Source organism: Streptomyces sp. NPDC047042, from assembly GCF_040644035.1.
GTDB lineage: Bacteria > Actinomycetota > Actinomycetes > Streptomycetales > Streptomycetaceae > Streptomyces.
Map to the genome: position 1 here is coordinate 1 of NZ_JBEYVP010000111.1, position 1,721 is coordinate 1,721.

General features: G+C 68.5%; 1 protein-coding gene. It reads left to right on the top strand.

Features of this window, described 5'->3' with window-relative positions:
- Positions 1-118: 118 nt before the first annotated feature.
- Positions 119-1,546, top strand: coding sequence for an IS1380 family transposase (locus ABZ855_RS48280; protein WP_360820437.1), 1,428 nt, complete (start codon positions 119-121; stop codon positions 1,544-1,546).
- The last annotated feature ends 175 nt before the right edge of the window (positions 1,547-1,721 follow it).

Below are 1,721 nucleotides of genomic sequence, written 5' to 3' on the forward strand. Positions count from 1 at the left end.
CCCCGGTTATTCAGCGGAATTGGGTGAGCTGACGGCCTGACAGCAGAAAGGTGCCGCTGACCTGCGAGGATGCGAGTGTCTAGGTCGTATCCGGTGCAGGAGTCAGGACACCTTTCTGGTGAGCGAGCGTACAGGGTGGGATCGTCGGCTGTCCGTGGCAGCCGACGGGAAGGGGCTGGTCGGGCATGCAGGGGCGGTGCTGCTGCGCCGGCTGGCGGACCGTGTGGGGATGACACGAGGGCTCGCCGGGGTGCTTCCCTCGAGCACGAGTGCCAGGTGGCGGGAGCGGGCCGGGGTGCTCGTCCAGCTCGCTGTCGCGATGGTGCTCGGGGCGCGGAGCCTGCTGGAGGCCGAGCAGCTTCAGCTTCACCACCAGGGCCTGTTCGGCCCTGCGGCCTCGGACTCAACGATGCGCCGTCTGCTGGCCGAGCTGGACGACAAGACCCTGAGAAAGATCGCGAAGGTGCGCCGACGGGTGCGCCGGCATGTGTGGACGCTGCTCCACCTGCGGCCCGGCGGCTTCCCGTGGCTCACGGTCGCCGGACGGAGGTTGACAGGCTGGATCGTCATCGACCTGGACGCCACGGTCATCACGAGCGTGTCCCGGAAACAAGGGGCCGCGGCCACGTTCAAGGGCACGTTCGGCTTCCATCCGCTGGGCAGTTGGCTGGCGAACACCGGCGAGAGCCTCGCGATGGAACTCCGCCCGGGCAACGCAGGGGCGAACACCGTGGACGACCACGTCCGCGTCCTGGCCGCCGCGCTGGATCAGATACCGCACTCCTCCCAGTCGAAGATCCTCGTGCGGGTCGACGGCGCGGGCGCCACCCATGGCCTGCTCCAGCACCTGGAGGCGCTGAACACGAAGCGGCGCACGGTCCGTTACACGGTCGGATGGAAGATCACGCCCGAGGACGAGGCGGCGATCGCGAGGCTCCCCGAAAGCGCCTGGGAGACCTCGCTGACACAGGGCGGCGACCTTCAAACGGGTTACCAGGTTGCGGAGTTGACCTACCTGAACACCCGCGAGGGCTGGCCGGAGGGCATGCGCCTGATCGTCCGCCGCGTGCGCCCGTCGAGGCGGCACATGAAGAAGCTGACCGCCTTCGAGCAGAAGACCGGCTGGCGCTACTCCATCACCGTCACGAACATCCGGCACATGTGGGGCATCGCCGGCTCCCACCAGATCCAGTTCCTCGACGCCCTGCACCGCGACCACGCCGAGGTCGAAGACCGTATCCGTACCGGCAAGGCCATGGGGCTGACGAATCTGCCCTCACAGTCGTGGCAGATCAACACAGGCTGGATGCTCGCCGCGAACCTCGCCGCCGATCTCGACACCTGGCTGCGGCTGCTCACCCTGCATGACCAGGACGGCCTCGAAGACGCCGAGCCGGACACGATGCGCCTGCGCCTCTACCACCTTCCGGCCCGCCTCGCCCGTCACGCTCGCCGCCGCATGCTCCGCATCGAGCAGACCTGGCCCTGGGCGGCAGCGTTCACCACCAGCTGGAACAGGCTCACGCAACTTCCGGCCACCACCTGACGGCCGGCTCACACCCCGACGAGGACCAGGAAGGAGGACACCCCGCGCCCTCCGGGCCCGTGGAACCCGGCGCACCCCGCGGCGTCACGCGACGGCCCGTCCTCCAACGGCGGAGGACATTACGGGCGAACAGCCGCACTGATCAGCGACCGAAACCCGCTGAAGAATCGAGGTT